Below are 19085 nucleotides of genomic sequence, written 5' to 3' on the forward strand. Positions count from 1 at the left end.
GGCGTAAAAAAAGGTTAGCCGAATGTTACTGAGGGTTCAATATAAGCACTCCCTTGTCGGAATCAAGCTGCATCTTGAATCTATTAAGAAAATTAAGCCCCAGCAGACCAAATTCACCCACCCCGCTGCCGTCAATGACAAAGGCGGGCACATCACGGACAACCCAGCCCTGCAGTTCAACAGAGTCCAGCGTCACCTCCCGGACAACCTTCATTCCTCCGGCGGTGGCAACCAGGCGACGGGGTGTCTGCTCATTGATTTCCAGGCCGATTCGACCAAGAAACGCCGCCGGAACAGCGACAAATGACGCCCCGGTGTCGATCAGAAAGGGAAGTTCGGCCCTGCCGTTGACGGTTGTCGTCACATGGATCTGGTGCGCTCCCGGCGGAAAGGAAATGACGATCTTGCCCTCGCGCATTTTCAGCTCGGAAACGGCATCAGCCAGCAGGGTGAACCTGTCCTGCAGCGAGGGCGGATATTGACGCCGCCACAGCAGATCTTCGGCAGTTTCCCAATCTCCCAGGGAAACAAAAAGGGCAACCTCGATCAGATGGAGAACGGGATCATCGGCGAAAAGCATTCTCCCCCGCGCCAGAACCGCGCCCGCCCTGTCACTCCTGCCGTGGGACAGCTCCGCATCCGCCCAGAGGCGATACAGTTGCAAATGCAGTTCCTGCAGGTTTGTCGAAGCCCGGCCATCCGGAAAATCAGCCAGCGATTCTTCCAGGAAATCCAGGCTTTTTTCATAGCCCCATTCAACGACCCGAACCTGCACGGCAATCTCAAGCAGCAGTTCATCCCGCATCTGGCCGACAACCTTGGCATCAAGCAGATCAATCAGGGTCGCCGTGTCCCCCTGATTGAAAATCTCCAGGGCCAGCAGCCGTACCTCGGAAAGGAGAGCGTTCGGCTGCAAAAAAAACAAGCTTTCCTCGGCAGCCGCTTTGGGAGGAGACAAAAATGCGTCAATCAAGGCACGCAATCGCTCAGCGGGCAGCGCCTCGTCACCCATGGCCATGGCCATGGCAAACTTCTCTTCCCGGCCGCCGGCAAAAGTCGTTTCATAAAAATCGGCGACCGTTCTATTTATTTTTTCCTCGGCGTCTCCCAACCAAGGTCTGCCCCACAGATACCCACCCTCAAATCCCGCGCCGAAGCTCCAGCCAACCACCCTGCCCTGCTGCAGGAAAACACCCGGTTCATCGTCCATTTGCGGGACCGTGACATGCAAAAAATCACCCTGAACCCAATCCGGTACCAAGGAAAGCCCTGACAGCCGTTTTTCTGAAACCAGGGAGCGCCAAAGGGTCTCCTCCTTCTCCCGCCAAGGGGCCAGCGGCAGGCTTTCTCCCGGCAAAGACCGGTCCAAACGCCAGAGGGCGACGGCAGTGTCTTGCAACCACAGGCCGTCCCTGATTTCCGCCGCAAATCGGCCATGAATATCCCGAAATGACCAGCGCACCGCGCCCAAACAAAAACGAACCGGCAAGGCCAGCCAGCGTCCATCAACCACCACGGCCGAGACAACGGCGATTTCATTGCCCCACGGATCAAAGAGGGTGACAAGGCCGATTGGCGGATTTTGCGGCGTCTCATCGGCAATCGGCGCGGAAGCAGACGGTTCCCGAATCGCTGTTTTGGCCGGCAATTCCTTTACAAAATCACCACGGCCGGCAATTTCAGTTTTATCTCCGCTTTCCTGTCGCGTATTTTCCCGCGGGCCGGTAGCAGCCGGTCTCCCGATTTCCCGCTCCTGCTCCATTGACTCCGGGAAAGGGAAAAGGATGTTTTTGAAAAAAGAAAGTATGCAGACGGACAGCCCGAAAGCCAGCACCACCAGGAAAACAGCGGGGAGCAACGACCGTTTTTTCACCTGGGTCAATTGCTCCCCGCAATGCCGGCAGTAATTTGCGCCGGCGGCATTTTCACTGTCACATTTCCGGCACTTCATTTCACCCCTTCAAGGATAATGATCCCGCACGCACGTGAACTTTGACGCCTGAGGGGCAAAGCCACAAAGAAATTCATGTCAAAATAATGGTTGCCTTTGCCGCCCGGGCCTGTGTGTTAAGCAAACGACTTTTCCCGCATCCACCATTGCTGATTATGCATCAGCGCCCCATGGGGGGATCAGTTCACGTTCACTTGATTCCGGCGGGAGGCAGGGACTTTTTATCAAGGGCATTGCGGACGGCAAAAAGAAAATCGCGCGTGGAAACCGGCTTGATCAGGTAATCAACAACGCCGATGGCCAACGCCTTTTCTTTACTAACAAGTTCATTTTGCCCCGTGCAGAGAATGATCGGCATATCCCGCCTGATTCCGAGAATTTTTGCCGCAAGCTCTACGCCGGTCATAGACGGCATGGTCATATCCGTTATCACGAGGTCGAATTGGTCGGGGTGGTTTTGAAATTCCTCCAAGGCCTGTACCCCATTCGCGCAAGTCGTCCCCCGGTAGCCGTGCAATGAAAAAAGCCTGTCCGCAAACTCACGAATCTGTGCTTCGTCATCGACAAACAGAACACGTTCGCCCTTGCCGGTGTAATCAGACGGATCAGCAAGGGGGCGTGCGACATGCGGTTCAACAGCCTGCGCTTTCACCAAGGGCAGATAGACGCGAAAGGTTGTCCCCCCCCCCGGTTCACTGGAGACGGTGATATGACCGCGGTGACTTTTGACGATACCGAGTACCACCGCCAAACCAAGTCCTGTTCCTTCCCCTGTTTTTTTGGTGGTAAAGTAGGGTTCGAAGATCTTATCCCGTATCTCCGGGTTGATACCGCTTCCCGTGTCGCGGACCTCAAACTGCAGGTATCTGCCCGGCACCAAGTCACCATACGCCTCATTTTTCTCCAAAATATCAATTTCGTCCAAGGAAACGGCAAGGGTTCCGCCGTTTTCCCGCATGGCCTGGTAGGCATTGGTGCACAGATTCATGACAATCTGATGAATCTGTGTGGGATCAGCCAGCACCGTGCCTTGCGAGTTTATGTTCTGCCGGATGTCAATAGTCGTCGGGATTGAGGAGCGCAACATCTTCATGGCTTCCTTCATGACCAAGGCGACCCGCAACGGCCGTCGCTCATGCTCTGTTCTATGGCTGACGGCAAGGATCTGCTTGACAAGCTCCTTGGCCCTTTCCGCCCCCAAGCGGACCTGCTCGAGTTCCTGTCTGCGCTCTTCGGGATCTTCCTCGACAATGGCAAGTTCCGTATAGCCGAAGATAGCTGAGAGAATATTATTGAAGTCATGGGCAATGCCACCGGCAAGGGTGCCGATTGCCTCCATTTTCTGGGACTGGCGCAATCGTGCTTCCATTTCCGCCCGTTCCTCTTCCGCCCGTTTGCGCTCACTGATGTCGCGGACAAAGACACAGTCATATTCATCGTTTCCGACCCGGACATAATTGGCGACAATTTCCACCGGCACCACACTGCCGTTTTTCCTGCGGTGCTCGGACTCGAAAATCAGGGTGCCCTGCGCCTGAAGTTCCTGAAAATGCTGTTGCCATTTCTCGACGTCGTAGAGGATATCAACATCCGGAACACGCAACAGGAGCAATTCCTGCCGTTTATAGCCAAGCGAACGGCACGCCGCCTCATTGACATCCACGATGCGGGCATCGGGCGTCATCCAGAAAAGGGCATCCGATGCGGCCTCAACGCTGATACGAGTCAACCGCAGGGCCTCCATGGAGCGAATTCCCGCTTCCTGAGCAAAAAGGAGCTTGCCGATGACGAGCGTGGCCAGGGGATAGATGAAAAGAATCGGCAGGCCAAGTCGCGTGATGGCCTCAAGACCTTTCCCCGCGGGCAGGGTGAACATCAGAAGGAGCATGACCAGATGGACCAGGAAACCGACACCCAGCAATCGTTTCGCGGTCAACGGTTCGTCCCTGCGATGCCAGCGAAAGTGAAAAACAAGGCCAAGCAGCGCCGATGAGGCGATGATGAGCACGCCCGTATAGAGGCCGATGCCTCCGAGAATGATCCGGTAAACAGCGGCCATGCCACCCGCAACGGCCACAGCCGTCGGACCGAAGAACAAACCACAGAGGCTGATGACCACGGACCGGCCGTCGAAGATGAATCCCGGTTCCAGGATCAAAGGACGCAGCATGCCGATCAACGCCGCCGAACCGAAGAGCACCCCCTGAAGAATCGCCCCCCGCCCCTTGTTCCCCCACCGCTGCCTGACAAAACCCGACATTGCGCACATGGCCACCAGGACAGCAAGATTGTAGGTCAATTCGATGAAAGGTGAGTACATGGCTCTCTCGGGCAAAGAGGGGAAACGCCCGGCCGTTTCGGGCGGGGTCGCATCAAATTTCATTGCTTCTGTTGTAGCTTAGTAAAAAGAGGCTCTGTTGGTCAAGTGGAAACAGAAGGGCCTTCGTGTCCATATCACCGCGGCCATCATGGTGAAGCACATCAAAGTCCGGCATGAAAATGGACAAAAAAAAGCCCGTAACTAAAAAAGTTACGGGCTTATCTCTTGCAAATGGTGCCGAAGGCGAGACTCGAACTCGCACATCCATACAGACACTAGACCCTGAACCTAGCGCGTCTACCAATTCCGCCACTTCGGCTGTGATGAGCGATCTTTTTAACGACTTTTCCGCTCTCTTGTCAAGTCTTTTTCACACGACTTTTTGCAACACCGATGATTTTCATCCTTGAGGGATTGCGGTTCTCTGATTATCATGGGTCCATGAAAATTTACACAGACCTTTCCGACATAACCGCACCTCTCCCGAACCCCTTTGTCACCATCGGCAACTTTGACGGGGTTCACCTCGGCCACCAGATGCTCTTCAGCGAAGTCATGAGCAAGGCTTACCAGCATAACGGCACCAGTGTCGCCATCACCTTCAACCCGCATCCGCTCAAGGTTGTCCGGCCGGATATCGGCATCAAACTCATTTCCAACTGCGAGCAGAAACGTGAGCTCATTGAGCTCGCCGGCCTTGACGTGCTGATCATCATCCCCTTTACCCGACAATTTGCCGCCACCCGGGCAGAGGACTTTGTCGACCAGGTCCTCATCGGGACAATCGGCCTCAGGGAACTTGTCGTCGGCTATGACTACGCCTTCGGCAAAGGACGGGCAGGCGACATCTCCTTTTTGAAACAGCAGGGAGATCTGAAAAATTTCCCGGTCACCGTGGTTGAACCTTTTTACGTGGATGGCGTGCTCGCCAGCAGCACCAAGGTTCGCGAACTTGTCAGCTCGGGCAAAATGAGTGATGTCAAGAAACTGCTCGGCCGCGCCTACCAGATCAGGGGAGAGGTGAAACGGGGCAAACAGCGGGGAGGAACGGAACTGGGGTTCCCCACCGCCAATCTGCATATTTCCGAGGAGGATCTTTGCCCCAGACATGGAGTGTATGTGACCCAGGTGATTTACGACGGCAAATGCTACGGCGGGGTGCTGAACATCGGTTACAACCCCACCTTCGGAGAAGAACAGCTCTCCGCTGAAACCCACATCTTTGACTTCAATCAGGACATTTACGGCAAACCGATCAAAATCAACCTGCTCCGATTCCTGCGACCGGAAAAGAAATTTTCCGGGGTTACGGAACTGGCCCGACAGATCGGCGAGGACATCAAGCAGGCCAAAGCGGTGCTTGCCGATACCCAGAAGGAGCTGCTGCTTTCCTGTGAGGAAAAATACAACAGCTGACCAGGATCCGTCATGAAACAAGCTCTTCCGGCATGAGCATTTCGTGACCGCCCTTTGTGCCGTGCCTGGATCAGGACACCGCTTTTTTATGCCGGCGGCTTTCCCGGTCAGAACTCCTCAAAATCATCCGACACCGCCGGCTTTTCGGCAATGGCCCGCACCCGGGGTTTCACGACAGGTTTGGCCGCCACCTTCTGCTCCGTTTCGCCCCTGAAGTTTTTCTCTTTTGCCGCGCCTTTGTCTCCTTTGACCAGGGCCAGCAAGTCCACCGCCAGATTGGCGAGATTGGCGGCCTGCGCATGCATCTCGGTTGCGGCGCTTGCCGATTCCTCGGCATTTGCCGCCGTATCCTGGGTCACTCGATCAATTTCCACCATGCTCGCGCTGACCTGGTCAAAGCCAACGGCCTGCTCCTTGGAGGCCCCGGCTATTTCACTGACCAGGGTCGCCACCTTGGCGATCTTTTCCGACATTTGACCGAACTCTTCATTGGTCTGATGAACAATATCCGTCCCCTCATGAACCTGCTTGACAATGCCCTCAATCAGTTTTTCCGTATCCTTGGCCGCAGCGGCAGCCCGCATGGCAAGATTGCGCACCTCATCCGCCACCACGGCAAAACCCGCACCGGCTTCACCGGCCCGGGCGGCTTCGACCGCGGCATTCAAAGCCAGAAGATTTGTCTGAAAGGCGATTTCATCAATGGTTTTGATGATTTTCGATGTCGCCTCGCTTGAACGGGAGATGGCGGACATGGCCTCGGTCTGCCGCTCCATGGAGAGATTTGCCTGATTCACCACCTGCTGCGCCTCCCGCATCAGTTCATCTCCATGGCGGGAATTTTCGGAATTTTTTCTGGTCATGGCCACCAGTTCTTCAAGGGCGGCCGAAGTTTCCTCCAGCGAGGCGGCCTGGCTTGAAGCGCCGGCAGCCAGCAGTTGGCCGGAACTTTCCAATTGGAGAGAGGCGTCCGTCACCTCATCGGCGCCGAAGGTGAGACTTGCGGCGACCTTTTCCACCGGCTTCACCACATACCGTTTCAGACAGAAATAAATCACCAGACAAAGGATGAAAACACCGACAACCGCACTGACCAGCACGGCATACATCAAATTCCGGCTCGCCTGGCGCAGGGAGACATCAGCTTCGGCATCCAGTTTTTTGTTCCGTTCAGCGGCCTCGATTTCTTTTTGGCCGATCAAGGCAAGACTGAGACCAAGTTCAACCGTGCCGATCTCCTCCCCCTCAAAAACGATCGGCGCGGTGAGGACTTCCAGTCCTTTTTCTTTATCCTCAACTGCCTTGGTTAACGGGTTTCCATCCTTGCCGAGAAAGAGGACATAACTGACATCACTGTCCCGGCCGGCATTGTCCGCCATTTTCTGCAGGGAATCAAAATCATAGCCGAGAATCAGCGCCACCGAATTCATGGACAGCAGCCCGGCCAGCGATTTGCCCTTTTCCAGCAGTTTATCCTGCAGGGTTTTCTTTTCCCGGCTGAGGAGTTCCCGGATAACACCCTTGAACTCCTCCACCTGAGCGCGCTGTGCTCTGGCGGAATTTTGAATGATGACAAAGGTAAGTGCGGCAAAAAGAAGCGCGCTGACAATCACCACACTGGTCATGAATTTTACTGTTATGCCGCTTTCTTTCTTCACCATCATCCTCCGCCGGAAAATTCAAAAAAAAAATTACTGGGCAAAGGGCCCGTATTTGATGACAGTCAAACATTCCCGCACGCTGGCGTAATCACCCGCCTCCTTCCAGCCGAAGATCTTGCCGGCCTTGGCGGCCGGGGAATCGGCCGGCATCGCCTTCAGCGCCTCCGCCACCTTGGTTGCCGCGTCTTCCCCGACGTGGGCCAAGGCCACCATGGGCCATTCCGGATAGAGTTGCGTGCTGTGCACAAAGGGGAAATCATCGTGGATCTGGTTGATGATGCGAAAATCCTCCATTTTGATCTTTCCTTCCTCCTGCATGCGCTCCAGGGTATCGGAGCGAACCGTGCCCGCATCCGCCACCCCGTTCAGCACGGCGAGAACGACGTTGTCATGCTTTTGCCCTTCCAGAAAGGCGGCGGTGTCTTTTTGCGGATCAATGCCGTTTTCCAGCAGCAGGCGCCAGGCCATGTGCGCCCCGCCGAAGGAGGAAAAATCTACCACCATGAACTTCTTGCCGCGGATGTCGGCGATGGTCTGAATCGGGCTGTCTTTTTTGACGAAAATAACCCCGCCGAAAACATCCATGGGCTTGCCGCCGACGGAATTAACCATGTTGGCGATGGCCCGGGCCTTATATTTCTTTTCCATTTCCACGAAAAAGGAGGAATTGGCCAGGAGGAAATCAATATTGCCGTCCTTGACCATGGGCTCGATCGCTTCAAACTTGAGCGGGATGACGGTTACCTTCTCGCCAAGCTTGTCGGTGAGATAATCCGCGGTGGGGCCCCACTGCTTGATGGCGACCTCCGCCCCTCGCTTGGCAAGCACCCCTATCTTGAACTCGGCCGATGCCGCACCGGCAGACAAAATGACGAGCATCGCGACGAACGCGACCAACTGAAAAACCTTCAAGGATTTCATGCCGTACCTCCCTCTGAAGAATTGAAGATTACGCAGCCTTTCGCAAAAAACCGCCGCTGCTTTTTGCCGTTTCGTTCCGGCACCTTTTGCTCTGCCGTTTCCACCATCCGGATCATGATATTATTTTGTCACTGCGGCTTTCGGGCAAACAACCGGGGACGATGTGTCACCAAAACATCCCGTAAACAGTCTAGGGATAAATGATATTTGCTGTCAACAAATTTTAAATACGGCAGATATCGCCTGCAAATCCGAGGGAAAATGGGGGGGGAGGAAATACCCGGACAGGGTCAATCGGTCCGGGCACTGAAAATAAGGATACAGCGAAGATGACGGAAAATCAGGAACGGTAATCGGCGTTTATTTTGACGTAATCGATGGAAAAATCGCAGGTATAAATGGTGTGTCGTGCCGTGCCGTCCTTGAGGTCGATGATGACGGAAAATTCCTTTTGCTTCAAGACGGCGGTGGCCTTTTTTTCTTCTTCCGCCCCAAGCCCGAGGCCGTTGCGCACCATCAGCACATCATCGAATGAGATGTCGACCCGGTTGGCATCAAAGATAACGCCGGAGCGGCCCAGCGCGGCGATAATGCGGCCCCAGTTGGCGTCCTCGCCGAAAAAGGCGGTTTTGACCAGATTGGAGTTGGCCACCGTGCGGGCGGCGCGTTCGGCATCAGCCGCGCTTTTGGCCCCCATCACCTGGACGGTAATGAGCTTGGTCGCCCCTTCCCCGTCCCGGACAATCTGCAGGGCCAGATCCAGGCAGACATCATCCAGGCATTGCTGGAAAAGCGCGGCATCGGTGCTATCAGTGCCGGTAATTTCAGGGCTGCCGGCCGCGCCGTTGGCCAGCAGCAGCAGCGTGTCGTTGGTGCTGGTATCGCCGTCCACCGTAATGGCGTTAAAGGAATGGCGCACGCTTTGCGACAGCATGGCCTGCAGCACATCGGGCCGCACTGCGGCGTCGGTGACAATGAAAGCCAGCATGGTGGCCATGTTGGGCATGATCATCCCCGCCCCCTTGGCCAGGCCGAGCATGGTGATCTTTTTGCCGGACAGGACAATTTCCCGGCGCGCCGTCTTGGGCACCGTATCGGTGGTCATCATGGCCCGGGAGACATCGGCAAAGCCCGTATCGGCAAGCCCTTCGGCAAGTCGGCCGATGCAGTTGCTGAAAATCGCAAGATCAAGCTGCATGCCGATAACCCCGGTTGAGGTAACCAGCACGGACTGCCGGTCAATGCCGAGACCTGCGGCCACCACCTCCGCCGTGCCGCGGGCCAGGTGCATCCCCTGCTCGCCGGTACAGGCGTTGGCAATGCCGCTGTTGACGATGATGGCCTGGGCGCGGCCGCATTTGAGGTGCTCCATATCAAGCAGCACCGGCGCGGCCTTCACCTGACTGGTGGTAAAGACGCCTGCCGCGGCGGCAGGTTTTTCCGAATAAATCAAACCCACGTCGAGCCGGTCCTTGCCGCGGATGCCCGCCTTGACCGCCCCCGCCTTAAATCCTGGAACACTCAATGTCTCGTTCATAGTCAATTACGCTGTGAAATCCTTTGTTTCCGACGTATCTATTCAATTTGCCTCGCCGCAGCATTTTTTATATTTCTTGCCGCTGCCGCAGGGGCAAAGCGCATTGCGCCCAACCTTCACCGCATCCCGGCGGGCCGTCGACTTTTTCGTGTCCGCCTGCTCATCGCTGCGGCTCATCTCCATCTGCCGCCGTTTCTGCAGCTGCTGTTCTTCAAGGCGGGAGATCTCCTCCTGCCGAGCCAGCTGAATAAGCAGCAGGGTGGATATGGTCTTTTCCTTGACCCGCTGGATCATCTCCATGAACAGGTTGTATCCTTCCTTCTTGTACTCATCCAACGGATTCTTCTGCCCGTATCCGCGCAGTCCGATACCCTGCTTGAGATGATCCATGCTCAACAAATGGTCTTTCCAATGGGTATCGACGATCTGCAGCAGCACCACCCTTTCCAGATAACGCATGTTTTCTTCGCCGATTTCCTGTTCCTTGGCGACAAAAGCACCATCCACTGCCTGCGCGATCTTCTCTTCAAAGGTTTTCGCATTGAGGCCCTTGCGCTCGTTCTCATCGAGCTCCAGCTTGAGTCCCATGGTGGCCAAGGCGCGCTCGCGGATCAGCTCCCATTCCCACTCCTCGGAGGGAATTTTCTCATCGCAGAATTCCGCCGCCAGGGCCGCGACAAGATCGACCCGCATGTCCTCGATAATGCTCTTGATATTGTCACTGCCCAAAACCTCGCGGCGCTGTTTATAGATCACCCCGCGCTGCATGTTCATGACGTCGTCATATTCCAGCAGATGCTTTCTGATGTCGAAGTTGTGGCCTTCCACCTTGCGCTGGGCGTTCTCAATGGCCTTGCTGATCATGGTGTGTTCAATGGGCTCGTCCTCTTCCATGCCCAGCTTGTCCATGATGCCGGCAATACGGTCCGAGCCGAAAATACGGAGCAGATCATCTTCCAGGGAAAGATAAAAACGGGATGAACCGGGGTCGCCCTGGCGGCCGGAACGGCCTCTGAGCTGGTTGTCGATGCGGCGGGATTCATGACGCCCGGTGCCGAGGATATGCAGCCCGCCAAGCTCGGCCACACCGGGCCCCAGTTTGATGTCGGTGCCGCGACCGGCCATGTTGGTGGCAATGGTCACCCTGCCCTTCTGACCGGCCTCGGCGACAATTTCCGCCTCCTGGGCATGGTGTTTGGCATTTAAGACCGAATGCTTGATCCCATCTTTTTTCAGCATGGCGGAGAGCATTTCGGAAATTTCAATATTAACCGTGCCCACCAGAATCGGCTGGCCCTTTTCATGCAGTTCCTTGATCTCCCGGACCACGGCGCGGAACTTGGCCTTGGCGTTTTTGTAAATGACATCGGCGTAGTCGATCCTGATCATGTCCTGATGGGTGGGAATGACCGTTACTTCCAGATTGTAAATCTTCTTGAACTCGGGCGCTTCGGTGTCCGCCGTGCCGGTCATGCCGGCCAGCTTGTCGTACATGCGGAAATAATTCTGAAAGGTGATGGAGGCAAGGGTCTGGTTTTCGCGTTCGATTTTGACCCCCTCCTTGGCCTCAAGCGCCTGGTGGAGGCCATCGCTGTAACGCCTGCCCGGCATGGTACGGCCGGTAAATTCATCAACGATGACCACCTCGCCCTCGTGCACGAGATAATCCACATCGCGACTGAAAAGGTGGTGAGCCCGCAGTGCCTGGTTGAGATGATGGAGCCATTCGATGTTCTGCGGATCATAGAGGTTCTCCACGTTGAGCAGTTTTTCGCCCAGGGCCACGCCTTCCTCGGTCATGGCCAGGGATTTCGCCTTCTCATCCACCTCGTAATGGATATCCTTCTGAAACCCGGGAATAACCTTGTTGACATGGTAATAAAGCTCGGTGGAAACTTCCGCCGGGCCGGAAATAATCAGCGGCGTCCTGGCTTCATCAATGAGGATGCTGTCCACCTCGTCGACAATGGCATAAAAGTGGTCCCGTTGACAGTAATCCTCCAGTCGGAACTTCATGTTGTCGCGCAGATAGTCAAAACCGAATTCATTATTGGTGCCGTAAGTGACATCCGCTCCATAGGCGGCCTTTCTCGCCTCATCATCCATGCTGTGCAGGATGGTGCCGGTGGATAGGCCGAGGAAACGGTAGATGCCGCCCATCCATTCACTGTCCCGGCGGGCCAGATAATCATTGACCGTAACCACATGAACCCCGCGGCCGGCCAGGGCGTTGAGATACACCGGCAGGGTGGCCACCAGGGTCTTGCCCTCACCGGTCTTCATTTCCGCGATTTTGCCCTGGTGCAGGATAATGCCGCCGATGAGCTGCACGTCATAGGGGCGCAGCCCCAACACCCGGACCGCGGCTTCCCGCGCCACGGCAAAGGCTTCAACCAGCAGATCATCCAGGGTTTCCCCTTTTTCCAACCGGCTTCGAAACTCCACCGTTTTGGCCGCCAAGGCGGAATCATCAAGCTTCTGCATCTCCGGCTCAAGCTTGTTGATGCGATTTACCAGCGGTTGAATCTGCTTCAGAACGCGTTCGTTTCTACTGCCGAAAAACCTGGTCAATACCTGTCCAATCATGAAAACTCCTTACCCCTTTTTTTGCCAGATCATTGCCTCTTCATTACAGTCGGGGAATTTCGGGCAATTGATGCAATCGCTCCACACCTTATGGGGCAGTTCTTTTTTGTCTATGGCTGTAAAACCCAAGGTTTTAAAAAACTCGGGCTGATAGGTCAGCGTGAATACCCGGGGAATGCCGAACGACTCCGCTTCCGCCAGGCAGGAAGAAACCAGCTGCGAGCCTATTCCCCGCCGCTGATAATTTTCGTCAACCGCAAGAGAACGAATTTCCGCCAGATTTTCCCAGCTGATATGCAGGGCGCCGACGCCGACAATGCGCTCTCCGTCTTCTTCTTGCACGGCATAAACCTGAAAATCCCGCAACTGATCGTAAAGAGAGCTGTAAGACCTGGCCAACAGAAGACCCTTCTGGGAAAAATGATGCAGCAGATTGTAGATCGCTTTCACATCCTCCATGCAGGCATTACGGATCATACGGAAGTCTCCTCGTGATTATTGCGGCAATTTTCCGCCGATTGCGGCCTGCCCATTTTTTATTTCTTCGTGTCGCCGGTCAATTTGGAGGCAGGCAGCAGGGTAATATAGGCCCGCACATCCTCCTGTTTTTCCAGTTTCACGGCAAGCACATTGGCATCGGCGAGCTTTTCAAACCTGCCGATAAAAACCCGGTAGGCATCCGTATCCCCTTCGGGCGCAAGATAAAAAGCATCATGCCCTTTGGACTGCCAGCCCAGCACATCCCGTTGCGCCTTTTTCTTATCGCGAAACGAACCAACCTGCAACGAAAAGAACGACGGCTCCGGATCCGAATCAATCGGCGTTATGACCGGGGAGGGCCCAACCACCTCGCCTGTTCCCGCTTTTTTCGCCATATCCGGCGAACGGGGAATGTGCTGCTGCATGCTTTTGCTTTTTTCCCACAATTCGGAGGCCATCCTGGTCAGCAGGTCCGCGCCTTTGCCCGGCGACGCGGGAAGAAGGATGGTCTGACCGCTCCACACCCCGAGCAGAAACATCCAAAGAAAAATGCAGAAACAGACCACACCCAGCCCCAACACCCCGCCGATGCCCAGTTCAAAACGAAGGACAAAGCGCTTCTTCTGTCGTTTGCCGGCAGCCATTTCCCTACATCTGTTCCGGCGCGCTCATGCCGAGGAGCACCAGGCCGTTGTGAAAGACGACACGCAGACTTTCACAGAACCAGAGGCGGGCACTGCTCAAGGCCGCATCATCGGACAGCACCTTATGCTTGTTGTAATAACTGTGAAAAAGAGCGGCAAGCTCCTGCAGGAAGTAGACTATCTTATGCGGCGCCAGTTCCGCCGCCGCGTCCTGAACCAGGGCGGGATAAGCGGCAATGGCCTTTAAAATTTTCTGTTCTTCCGGCGACGTCAGCAGGGAAAGCCGCGCAGCCGCCAGTTCTCCCGCCTTCACCCCCTTTTCTTCCGCCTGGCGGGCGATGCTGGCCAGGCGGGCGTGACCGTACTGCACATAATAAACGGGATTTTCCTGGCTCTGCTTCGTCGCCAGATCGAGATCAAATTCGAGCTGACTGTCTGCCTTGCGCATGAGGAAAAAGAAACGGGCCGCATCAACGCCCACCTCATCCAACAACTCGTCCACCGTGACAAAATTGGCCTTGCGGGTGGACATCTTTACCTGCTGCCCATCCCGCATCAGCGTAACAAACTGATGAAGCACGACCGTCACCTTTGACTCATCATAACCCAAGGCCTTGACGCCGGCCAGCACATCCGGCACGGTGGCGATATGGTCGGACCCGAAAATGTCCACCATCCAATCATAGCCGCGCTTGAATTTCTCCCGGTGATAGGCGATATCCGGCAGACGATAGGTTGGCTCGCCGCTGCTCTTGATGATGACCCGGTCCTGCTCCTGGCCGAACTCCGTTGTCTTGAACCAGACCGCGCCTTCTTTTTCATAGACAAGCCCCTTTTCGCGCAGGGCGGAAACCACATCGTCAACCAGTCCGTTTTCATACAGGCTGTGTTCGTTGTAATAGGTATCAAAGGCAATATCAAGGCGCTTCAGCGTCTGGTCGATGTCGGCAAAAATGGCCTTTTCCGCCGCTTCCTTAAACGGCGTCACATCCGCCGTGTCTTTCAGTGAGTCGCCGGATTTTTCCACCAGCCCCCGGGCAATATCATAAATGTACTGGCCCTGGTAGCCGTCCTCCGGGAACTGGTGGGGCAGCCCCAGCAGCTCGAGATACCGGGCCCTGGTCGACTCACCCAGCACCCGCATCTGGCGGCCGGCATCGTTATAATAATATTCCCGCTCCACATCAAAACCGCTTGCCTGAAGCAGACGGGCAATGGCGTCCCCCAGGACGGCCTGGCGGCCATGGCCGACACTGAGCGGGCCGGTTGGATTGGCGCTGACGAATTCCACCAGCGCCCGTTTTCCTTTTTTTTCAGCCGCCCGGCCGAAGCTCTCTTTCCGGGCACACACCTCCGGCACCACGGACTGCCACACGGATTCCCGGATAAAAAAATTAACAAATCCGGGGCCGGCGATTTCAACCTTATCATAAAGTTCGCTTGTCATTCCCATGACCGAGACGAGCTGCTCCGCCACCTGACGGGGATTGATTTTTCGGCCGCTTGCCTTTTTTTCCACCCCGCTGATCACCATGGCGGCATTGGTGGCAAAATCACCCTGACCTTCAAATTTCGGATATTCGACGGCATAGTTGCCGGCGGCAACCGCCGACCAGTAGCCCAACTCGACTCCCCGCTGGAAACACGCATCAATATATTTTTTCAACCGAGATTTGATCATAATGTAACGTTTTAAATTTCACTCCAGTAACAATTAACAGGCAACTGCATCACAAAAAGAAATGTAACTATCCAGCTGTTTAGACTGTAGACTGAAGGCTATAGGGCTGCCGGTACTGTCGTATTACATATTTTAGGCGCTTTTCCTTCAGTCTACAGCCTTCAGCCTATCTACCTGGATAGTTACAAAGAAATGTGCAATTTTTTATTATACTACTTTATAAACAGAGTTTGCAGAGAAATAAAGCCACTACTTGTGCTGATCGGCAATAAATTCAGACAACCTGATCCCGGCAGATTTTACTTTGACACCGGAATCGCGGTTCGAAAAAAGTGCCTGAAGTACTTAAAATGCCTAAAATACTTAAAGTGACGGTACCTTCTGATCAGTTAACACCTTACATTTTAGGCACTAAAACCGGCAACAGGCCGAAATCCGAAGTGGTGACATAACTTATTGAAATCATGTTACGACATCAGGAGTTCTGAAATTGCCCAATCTCCCCGAATGGCGGAACTCACTCGTGTGAGGACAAATAAACCCTTTTGTTTCTATTGCCGAACAGGCAAAGCACTTCGTAGTTGATGGTCCCCATCCATCCCGCCAGCTCATCGGCAGTGATCTCCCCGCCCTGCTGACACCCCATCAACGTTACCTCATCGCCGGGCACAACCCCGGGAATATGGGTGACATCAATAACCGTAACATTCATGCAGACCCGGCCGCGTTGCGGCGCGCGGCGGCCGCGCACCAGCACTTCCGCCTTGTTGGACAAGGAGCGGAGATATCCGTCATTGTAACCGACGGGCAGAACGGCAAGCAGGCTTTTGCCGGGGGTGACATAGGTACGGCCGTAGCTGACCCCGTATCCGGCCGGCACCTCTTTGACCTGCAGCACCCGTGTTTTAAACGACATAACCGGCCGCACGGACGCCTTCCGCGCCCACTCGTCATCCGCCGGACGACAGCCATAAAGGGAAAGCCCCGGACGCACCATATCCCAGTGCATATCCGGGAAACGCAGCAGGGCGGCGGAATTGGCGATGTGAAGCGCGGGTTTGTCCGGCCACAAGCCGTCAAAGGCGCTGACGGTTTCGGCAAAAAGCGTGTTCTGGGCGACTGCCGGCCCGGCATCGTCCCCATCTGCCAGGGGGCAATGACTCATGAACCCGACCGGGTAGACGTTTTTTGCCTGGCGCAGACAGGAAAGAAAAGCGGGAATCTCCCGGGGCAGGATGCCGATTCTGCCCATGCCGGTATCTATTTTCACATGAACCCCGATTTGGGCGCCGGATCGACAGGCAACACGGGATAACGCAGCCACCTGTTGTTTATCGAAAACAACGGGCTGCAGATTGTATTGCACGACATCGGCTATTTCGTCATTCGCCGCCCCGAGGAAAACGGCAATATCAGCCGTTATTCCATGCCGACGAAGCATGACCCCTTCGCCGACTTCCGCAACACCCAAGGCCGTTACCCCCTCCTCCGCCAGACAGCGGGCCGCGGGCAACATGCCGTGTCCGTACGCATCCGATTTCACCACGGCCATGACCCGGGTTGCATTGCCGAGACACCGCCGCAAGGAACGGAAGTTTTCCCGCAGGGCGGCAAGATCGATCTCCACCCACCGGGCATTCATGTTTCCAGCGTTCTCCACTGCCGCCAAACGGCAAGGCTCGCCAGAATAAGCCCCCATCCGACGGCAACAAGAACCAGACTGTAAATTGCCGGAGAAAGTCCGACAAGACGAAGAAAACGACCAAGAAAAATCATAACGAGAATGAGCGCCCATGCCTTAAAGGAGAAAACGGCTCCGAGGCAGGATCCTTCCTGCCTGGCAAGAATGCGGGCAATATTTTTTTCCGCACTCTTTTGAAACACCAGCAGCCCTTTTGCCGTGCCAAGCACGAAAGCCGCGCCAAACAGCAGGTAATGGCTTCCGGCAAGCAACACGCCGGCGCCGCGAACCAGCAGAACAATCCCCACCAGCGTCCAGAAGAAGGCTGCGGCAAACAAAAGGGTTTTCCGAGAGGCGGCAGGTTTGAAGCGGGAAAGCATGTATTTTCTCCGGAAAAAACCACCAAACCCAGCAAAGATGATTTCGTAAAAACTGAAAATCAACCACGGAGACCACGGAGCACGCAGAGGTAACATGCTGTAATTTAAAATATTTTCCCTGCGCCCTCTGTGCTCTCAGTGGTAAAAAAAGACTTTTTACGGGTTCATCAACAAAGGAGACTCAAAAAAAGATAGGCCCGTCTCCTTAAAGAAGACAGGCCTAATCAACAAGCAGAAAATCCTGCAAGATTACATCATATCTCGGTTACGGTGATGGCACCCTCGGGGCAGACCTCAACGCAGGTCTCACAACCCAGACACTCGTCAGCGTTCACAGGCTCGGCTTTGCCGTCTACCATCTCATAAACCTGAGCAGGGCAGGCGCTTACACATTCTTCATCACCAGCACATTTATCTTTATCAACTATTACTTCCCACATAATAACACCTCCTGTTCATTAAAATATTAGGGGGGAGACTTGTTCTACCCCGGCATCAACCCTCGTGCATTCGATGGCCACAATAATGTTGCTTTAGCCTGATCACAGCGGATGTTTTTTTATTCAGCGCCGCAAAATTGCGCTGAAAAGAGTCGCAACAGACCACCGAATCCTCTGCTTTTATAACAAAATGCAGCTCAAATCTGTTTTCCATTAAATCATAGCCTTCTATTTGTCAACACAATTTTTAAGCAGTTGACCTTCCCCTTTCAATATTTTAAATAGGGGTGAAATATCTTTTCCCGACCACAGGTTATCACGCTTTTAATTGAACGGAGCAGTCATGAAAATAAAGCAGAAATCAGCAAAAAAACAGGTGTCCGGCAAGCTTGCCGCGCAAAAATCAGAAGAGGCGATGATCGAAGGCATTCTCGAAGGAAGCCCGGAAGGAATCGGCGTCGCGGTTATCCGGCTGGACTGCGGCTGCAAAAAAATGGCAGCGGTGGACAAGAATGGCGACCCGGCCAGCAAGGTCATCATCTATCGTGATCTTGCCGACTCCATCTGTCCCAAGTGCAAGGAGGACAACGGCGCCTTTATGCGGGTCAAGGAGGAGTTTATCCACTGGGTTACCCCCGCCCCTGATGAGGCCACCATGCAGATGATCACGGAAAAGGTGCTCGGCACCCGATCAACCCATTAACTTCCCCCAGCAACCGGAATTTTGTCATGACTTCACCAAAAGTACTCTTTTTGCCCATGCTGTTTTGCCTTTCCTGTCTGTTCGTCATATCGCCAAAGGCGCATGGCGCGGACACCCCTCCGACTGACTTTATCAAGTCCGTGGTCGACAACGTCTTTCACACCCTGAATATGTATCCGGTGGCCGGGCCCCAGGAAAATCTGCCGAAGCGGCGGGCGAAAATAAAAGAAATTATTGACGAGAACTTTGACGCGGAGGAAATGGCAAAGCGCGCTTTAGGCAAATACTGGAAAGCACAACCGGTTGAAAAACAGCAGGAGTTCACCAAACTTTTTTACTGGCGTCTTTACAACTTTTATATCCTGCGAGTGGAGACCTATTCGGACGAAAAGGTCATGTATAAAAAAGAGCTGCTGAAAGGCGACATTGCCGGCGTTCATACCCTGATCAGCAGCAAAAAATATCCGGAGTTCGACATTGAATACCGGGTGAGAAAGGCGGACGAAAGCTGGAAAATTTATGACGTGGTGATTGAAGGGGTCAGCCTGGTGGCCAACTATCGCAGTCAGTTCGGCAATTTTCTCAGCAAGAAAACCTTTGATGAGCTCCTGCGGGAACTGCGGGCGAAAAATGAGGAAAACAATCTGCGTTAAGGTCGGCCTGATTGATTCGTAACAACTTTAA

General features: G+C 54.5%; 15 protein-coding genes and 1 tRNA gene. 3 read left to right on the top strand and 13 right to left on the bottom strand.

Features of this window, described 5'->3' with window-relative positions; genetic code table 11:
- Window positions 1–25: 25 nt before the first annotated feature.
- From BM485_02825 to BM485_02835, 3 genes are all read right to left on the bottom strand, one after another.
- Complete coding sequence (locus BM485_02825; protein OKY76202.1) at window positions 26–1951, bottom strand: hypothetical protein; 1926 nt, start codon at window positions 1949–1951, stop codon at window positions 26–28.
- Window positions 1952–2141: 190 nt separating this feature from the next.
- Complete coding sequence (locus BM485_02830) at window positions 2142–4334, bottom strand: hypothetical protein (GenBank protein ID OKY76203.1); 2193 nt, start codon at window positions 4332–4334, stop codon at window positions 2142–2144.
- 169 nt (window positions 4335–4503) lie between these two features.
- Window positions 4504–4590 (bottom strand) — tRNA-Leu (locus BM485_02835).
- A gap of 122 nt (window positions 4591–4712) precedes the next feature.
- Between BM485_02835 and BM485_02840 the strand changes: the two genes are divergently transcribed.
- Window positions 4713–5687, top strand: coding sequence for a riboflavin biosynthesis protein RibF (locus BM485_02840; protein OKY76204.1), 975 nt, complete (start codon window positions 4713–4715; stop codon window positions 5685–5687).
- Between the two features lie 107 nt (window positions 5688–5794).
- Here the strand turns inward: BM485_02840 and BM485_02845 are convergent, their stop codons facing one another.
- From BM485_02845 to BM485_02890, 10 genes are all read right to left on the bottom strand, one after another.
- Window positions 5795–7348, bottom strand: coding sequence for a hypothetical protein (locus BM485_02845; protein ID OKY76205.1), 1554 nt, complete (start codon window positions 7346–7348; stop codon window positions 5795–5797).
- 30 nt (window positions 7349–7378) lie between these two features.
- A complete protein-coding gene (locus BM485_02850) occupies window positions 7379–8269 on the bottom strand; it encodes a hypothetical protein (protein ID OKY76206.1) in 891 nt (296 codons plus the stop codon).
- A 340-nt stretch (window positions 8270–8609) separates the two neighbouring features.
- Window positions 8610–9794 carry a bifunctional ornithine acetyltransferase/N-acetylglutamate synthase gene (locus BM485_02855; protein OKY76595.1) on the bottom strand — a complete coding sequence of 395 codons (1185 nt, stop codon included), beginning with the start codon at window positions 9792–9794 and terminating at the stop codon, window positions 8610–8612.
- 54 nt (window positions 9795–9848) lie between these two features.
- Window positions 9849–12392, bottom strand: a complete 2544-nt coding sequence (secA, locus tag BM485_02860; protein OKY76207.1) for a preprotein translocase subunit SecA — start codon at window positions 12390–12392, stop codon at window positions 9849–9851.
- A gap of 9 nt (window positions 12393–12401) precedes the next feature.
- Window positions 12402–12869 carry a GNAT family N-acetyltransferase gene (locus tag BM485_02865; protein ID OKY76208.1) on the bottom strand — a complete coding sequence of 156 codons (468 nt, stop codon included), beginning with the start codon at window positions 12867–12869 and terminating at the stop codon, window positions 12402–12404.
- A gap of 59 nt (window positions 12870–12928) precedes the next feature.
- Window positions 12929–13516 (bottom strand): hypothetical protein, encoded by a 588-nt coding sequence (locus tag BM485_02870; GenBank protein ID OKY76209.1) that lies wholly within the window; start codon window positions 13514–13516, stop codon window positions 12929–12931.
- A gap of 4 nt (window positions 13517–13520) precedes the next feature.
- Window positions 13521–15197, bottom strand: coding sequence for an arginine--tRNA ligase (locus tag BM485_02875; GenBank protein OKY76210.1), 1677 nt, complete (start codon window positions 15195–15197; stop codon window positions 13521–13523).
- Window positions 15198–15714: 517 nt separating this feature from the next.
- On the bottom strand, window positions 15715–16839 hold the full coding sequence (locus BM485_02880) for an alanine racemase (GenBank protein OKY76211.1): 1125 nt from the start codon (window positions 16837–16839) through the stop codon (window positions 15715–15717).
- The gene (locus BM485_02885; GenBank protein OKY76212.1) at window positions 16836–17258 is read right to left on the bottom strand and encodes a hypothetical protein; all 423 of its coding nucleotides are present in this window, start codon (window positions 17256–17258) and stop codon (window positions 16836–16838) included. Before BM485_02885 ends, BM485_02880 begins: the two co-directional genes overlap by 4 nt.
- A gap of 254 nt (window positions 17259–17512) precedes the next feature.
- Complete coding sequence (locus BM485_02890) at window positions 17513–17698, bottom strand: ferredoxin (GenBank protein OKY76213.1); 186 nt, start codon at window positions 17696–17698, stop codon at window positions 17513–17515.
- A 343-nt stretch (window positions 17699–18041) separates the two neighbouring features.
- Here BM485_02890 and BM485_02895 point away from each other — a divergent pair, with 343 nt between their 5' ends.
- Window positions 18042–18401 carry a hypothetical protein gene (locus BM485_02895; GenBank protein OKY76214.1) on the top strand — a complete coding sequence of 120 codons (360 nt, stop codon included), beginning with the start codon at window positions 18042–18044 and terminating at the stop codon, window positions 18399–18401.
- 26 nt (window positions 18402–18427) lie between these two features.
- Window positions 18428–19054, top strand: coding sequence for a hypothetical protein (locus BM485_02900; protein ID OKY76215.1), 627 nt, complete (start codon window positions 18428–18430; stop codon window positions 19052–19054).
- Window positions 19055–19085 lie beyond the last annotated feature (31 nt).

The organism is Desulfobulbaceae bacterium DB1 (assembly GCA_001914235.1).
Taxonomy (GTDB): Bacteria; Desulfobacterota; Desulfobulbia; order Desulfobulbales; family SURF-16; genus DB1.

Excerpts from the sequence above, each read along its gene's own strand:
- BM485_02825 (OKY76202.1), bottom strand. The coding sequence starts at position 1,951 with ATGAAGTGCCGGAAATGTGACAGTGAAAATGCCGCCGGCGCAAATTAC.
- BM485_02830 (OKY76203.1), bottom strand. The coding sequence starts at position 4,334 with ATGAAATTTGATGCGACCCCGCCCGAAACGGCCGGGCGTTTCCCCTCT.
- BM485_02840 (OKY76204.1), top strand. The coding sequence starts at position 4,713 with ATGAAAATTTACACAGACCTTTCCGACATAACCGCACCTCTCCCGAAC.
- BM485_02845 (OKY76205.1), bottom strand. The coding sequence starts at position 7,348 with ATGGTGAAGAAAGAAAGCGGCATAACAGTAAAATTCATGACCAGTGTG.
- BM485_02850 (OKY76206.1), bottom strand. The coding sequence starts at position 8,269 with ATGAAATCCTTGAAGGTTTTTCAGTTGGTCGCGTTCGTCGCGATGCTC.
- secA (OKY76207.1), bottom strand. The coding sequence starts at position 12,392 with ATGATTGGACAGGTATTGACCAGGTTTTTCGGCAGTAGAAACGAACGC.
- BM485_02865 (OKY76208.1), bottom strand. The coding sequence starts at position 12,869 with ATGATCCGTAATGCCTGCATGGAGGATGTGAAAGCGATCTACAATCTG.
- BM485_02870 (OKY76209.1), bottom strand. The coding sequence starts at position 13,516 with ATGGCTGCCGGCAAACGACAGAAGAAGCGCTTTGTCCTTCGTTTTGAA.
- BM485_02875 (OKY76210.1), bottom strand. The coding sequence starts at position 15,197 with ATGATCAAATCTCGGTTGAAAAAATATATTGATGCGTGTTTCCAGCGG.
- BM485_02880 (OKY76211.1), bottom strand. The coding sequence starts at position 16,839 with ATGAATGCCCGGTGGGTGGAGATCGATCTTGCCGCCCTGCGGGAAAAC.
- BM485_02885 (OKY76212.1), bottom strand. The coding sequence starts at position 17,258 with ATGCTTTCCCGCTTCAAACCTGCCGCCTCTCGGAAAACCCTTTTGTTT.
- BM485_02890 (OKY76213.1), bottom strand. The coding sequence starts at position 17,698 with ATGTGGGAAGTAATAGTTGATAAAGATAAATGTGCTGGTGATGAAGAA.
- BM485_02895 (OKY76214.1), top strand. The coding sequence starts at position 18,042 with ATGAAAATAAAGCAGAAATCAGCAAAAAAACAGGTGTCCGGCAAGCTT.
- BM485_02900 (OKY76215.1), top strand. The coding sequence starts at position 18,428 with ATGACTTCACCAAAAGTACTCTTTTTGCCCATGCTGTTTTGCCTTTCC.